This is a genomic window from Corallococcus sp. CA041A, assembly GCF_003612075.1.
Taxonomy (GTDB): domain Bacteria; phylum Myxococcota; class Myxococcia; order Myxococcales; family Myxococcaceae; genus Corallococcus; species Corallococcus exiguus.
Genome location: NZ_RAWF01000459.1, coordinates 1 through 3710, shown reverse-complemented (window position 1 = coordinate 3710; position 3710 = coordinate 1). Strand labels below are relative to the sequence as shown.

The window sequence follows — 3710 nt, the reverse complement described above, 5'->3', positions numbered from 1 at the left end:
CCCTCCCGGCCCATGGATTCGTACGTGCTCCGCACGGGGAATGACCATCGTGAAGTCATGCACGTTGATTCTTCCCCTCCGCCAGAAGAACTCCGCGAGGCGTTCCTCTTGAGGGTAGAGATGATGCTTGACCCATCCCGAGCCGGAAGGCCTCCTGCCATCCGGTGGCGGAGGAGGCGCGGGATGGTTGTACCAACGGATGACGAAGATGGCTTCGCGGTCCCCTGGAAGCGGCTGGGCACTGCCCCAATTGCGCCGGGGACCTGAACCAGGTGCCGCTGACGACACGGGAGGCCGGATGCCTCCCCGTGCCAGCAACACACCGGTGTCTTCACAGTGATACAGCCCGCAGAGGTCGTCAGCACAGACCAGCGCCACACACCGGTCGTGCCCCTCGCAGGCGTCATCCTCCGCCGCGCCCCAGTCCTCCAGCGCCGGCAAGGGCGCGGACGCGCAACCTGTCAGCAACACGCACAAACCCACCGCGAAGAGCCTCGTCATCATGCGGCTCACCACAGCGGCGCCATGTTCTCCACGTACTTGAAGCCCGTGCCCGTGTTGAACACGACCACCGTCTCCTCCGGCTTCACGTCCCCGGCGGCCTGAAGCTTCTTGAGCGCCGCCACGCACGCGCCACCCTCCGGCGCCATGAACAGCCCTTCCGCCGCGGCGGCGTCCTTCGTGCCCTGGACGATCTCCTCCTCCGTCACCGACACCGCCGTGCCGTGGCTGTCCTTCACCGCGCGCAGGATGAGAAAGTCCCCCAGCGCCTTGGGCACCCGCAGGCCGTGCGCGTGCGTCGTCGCGCCCTGCCACATGGGCGCGTCCGGCTTGCCTTCCGCGTGCGCCTTCACGATGGGCGCGCAACCTTCCGCCTGCACCGCCACCATCCGGGGCCGCTTCGAATCAATCAGCCCCATCGCCTCCATCTCCTCGAAGGCCTTCCACATCCCGATGAGCCCCGTGCCTCCACCCGTCGGATAGAGGATGACGTCCGGCAGCGTCCACCCCAGCTGCTCCGCCAGTTCGTAGCCCATCGTCTTCTTGCCCTCGACCCGGTAGGGCTCCTTCAGCGTGGCGCACTCGTACCAGCCGTGCTCCTTCGCCAGCCCCGCGCACACCCGGCCCGCGTCGGAGATGAGTCCGTCCACCGTCTCCACGTGCGCGCCGTAGGCCCGCGTCTCCATCAGGAACAGCGACGCGATGTCCTTCGGCACGAAGACGTGCGCCTCCAGCCCGCCGCGCGCCGCGTACGCAGCCAGCGCGCTGCCCGCGTTCCCCGCGGAGGGCAGACACACCGCCTTCGCGCCCAGCGCCTTCGCCATGGACACCGCGGCGGACAGGCCCCGCGCCTTGAAGGAGCCCGTCGGGTTGCCGCTCTCGTCCTTCACCAGGACGTGCTTCAACCCCAGCCGTGAGCCCAACCGGGGCGTGGGGAGCAGCGGCGTGAAGCCCTCCCCCAACGTCAGGCGCTGCGCCGGGTCATCCACCGGCAGCACCTCGTGGTAGCGCCACATGGAGCGCTCACGTCCGGGCAGCGCTTCCTTGCGCAACGTCTTCGCCGCGCGCTCCAGGTCGTAGCGCGCGAACAGCGGCGCCTGACACGCCGTGCACAGGTTCCACACCTTGCCCGGCGCGAACGTCTGGTCGCACTTCGTGCATTCAAGTCGGAGGACGGACATGCCTCCGACTCTACTCAGTCCTTCAACTCCAGCCACACCGGCGCGTGGTCCGACGGCTGCTGCCCCTTGCGCTCCTCGCGGTCCACGTCACACGCCGTGAGCCGGGGCACCAGCGGCGCCGTGAGGAACAGGTGGTCGATTCGCACGCCCTTGTTCTTGGGGAACATCAGCATCCGGTAGTCCCACCAGGAGAACTTCTGCACGTCCGGGTAGAGCTTGCGGAACGCGTCCGTCAGGCCAAAGGCACACACCTGCTGGAGCGCGTCCCGCTCGCGCAACGTGAAGAGCGTCTGCCCTTCCCACTGCGCCACGTCGTACACGTCGATGGGGTCCGGCGCGATGTTCCAGTCCCCGCCCATCACCACCAGGTCGTCCGGCTTGTGGCGCGTGTCCAGGTAGTTCCGCAGCCGCCGGTACCACTCCAGCTTGTAGACGTACGCGGGCGAGTCCACCTGCTGCCCGTTGGGCGCGTACGCGCTCACCACGCGGATGCCGTTCACCGTCGCGCTGATGAAGCGCGCGTGCGTGTCATCCACCCCGTCCGACAGGCCCCGGATGACGTCCGTGGGCTCCGTCTTCGCCAGGATGGCCACGCCGTTGTACGTCTTCTGCCCGTGCACCGCGGCGAAGTAGCCCGCCTCCTTCACCACGTCGAAGGGGAAGTCCGCGTCGGTGCACTTGAGCTCCTGCAGGCACAGCACGTCTGGTTGGGCGCTCTTCAGCCAGTTGACCAACCGCTGCTGCCGAGCCCTCACCGAGTTCACGTTCCAGGTCGCGATTCGCATGCGGCGCGGACCGTCGCACGCGGCCCACGCCCCTGCCACGCTTTTCCCCTCGCGCCTGTGGCCCCAGGGACACACCCGCCGGCCTCCCGAGGGGAACTCCGTTGGCACACCGGTCGCAATAGGGGATTGCCATGAACCCGAAGACGCGCACCCGGCCCCGTCGCACCGCCTCCTCCCGGCGCTTCACCGTGCCGCCCGCGCTTCGCAAGGCCCTCATCCCCGCCGCGCTCGCCGCCCTGGGGCTCGCCGCCTGGGAGGACGTCCCCCTGCCCCGCCTGCTCAAGCCCTGGCTCTCCCACGCCATGGAGGCCCGCGCTGGACAGGCCCCTGTCGCGGCTCCCACCCTTCCCCTGGAGGCCCCGGGCCACGAGCTCTCGATGGCCGCCCCGCGCCTCGTGGACGAGGCCGCCCCCGTGGAGCCCTCCACCGACGCCGCCGTCCCCGGTGACGCCCTGGCGCTGCCGCACACGCACGCCCGCCGGGTGGACCACGTAGCCCGCGCCCTGGGCCTGCGCGACCTGGGGGACCTGTCCGGCGCCGTGACGGAGCTGCGCCGCGCGCTGCACGACGACCCGGGCGCCACGGACGCCCTGGCGCAGCTGGCGCGCACGGCCCGGGTGGCCGGGGACACGACGCTCGCCATCGACGCGTACGCCCGGCTGGGTCAGGCGGAGCCTCATGACGCGGGGGCGCTGGTGCGGCAGGCGCGGCTGCTGGTGTCGGAGGGCCGTTTCCCGGACGCCGTCCGCGTGGGCGAAGAGGCGCTCCTGCGCGACCCGGAGGACGCGGAGGTGTACCAGGTGCTCGGCCGCGCGCACCTGGGCGCCCATGAGCTCACCTCCGCCATCCTGCGCTTCCAGCAGGCGGTGCACCTGGATCCCGAGCACGGCCACGCGCTCAACAACCTGGGCTTCGCCTACCTGCGCGCCAACGACAACGCTCGCGCAGTGGAGGTCCTCACCCAGGCCGCCAGCCTCCTGCCGCACGTGGCCTACGTGCAGAACAACCTGGGCGTCGCCTGCGAGCGCCTGGGCCGGCTGGAGGAGGCCCGCGCCGCCTACGCCGCCGCCACCCGGCTGTCGCCCCGCTACGTGCAGGCCCGCGTCAACGCGGAGCGGGTGGGCCGCGTGGCCCGGGCCGACCTGGCGGGTCCAGCTCTGCCGGAGCCGCTCCCGCCCGTCGCGCCGTAGGGCGGGCGACCAGGAAACAGCGCCGTTCCCGGGGGGATGGCCCAGGCGGGTTC

4 protein-coding genes are annotated in these 3710 nt (G+C 70.8%); 1 reads left to right on the top strand and 3 read right to left on the bottom strand.

All coding sequences use genetic code 11. The features are described 5' to 3' along the window. From D7V77_RS46110 to xth, 3 genes are all read right to left on the bottom strand, one after another. A partial coding sequence (locus tag D7V77_RS46110; RefSeq protein WP_368666246.1) for a TIGR02269 family lipoprotein occupies window positions 1-501 on the bottom strand: 501 nt, incomplete at its 3' end. Between the two features lie 8 nt (window positions 502-509). Beyond that, window positions 510-1682 (bottom strand): threonine synthase, encoded by a 1173-nt coding sequence (locus D7V77_RS40945; RefSeq protein WP_120581592.1) that lies wholly within the window; start codon window positions 1680-1682, stop codon window positions 510-512. Window positions 1683-1696: 14 nt separating this feature from the next. Further along, window positions 1697-2467 (bottom strand): exodeoxyribonuclease III, encoded by a 771-nt coding sequence (gene xth, locus D7V77_RS40940; protein WP_120581591.1) that lies wholly within the window; start codon window positions 2465-2467, stop codon window positions 1697-1699. A 131-nt stretch (window positions 2468-2598) separates the two neighbouring features. On the opposite strand from xth, the gene D7V77_RS45865 reads away from it, so the two are divergent. After that, window positions 2599-3657 carry a lipopolysaccharide assembly protein LapB gene (locus D7V77_RS45865; RefSeq protein ID WP_120581590.1) on the top strand — a complete coding sequence of 353 codons (1059 nt, stop codon included), beginning with the start codon at window positions 2599-2601 and terminating at the stop codon, window positions 3655-3657. Window positions 3658-3710: the final 53 nt, after the last annotated feature.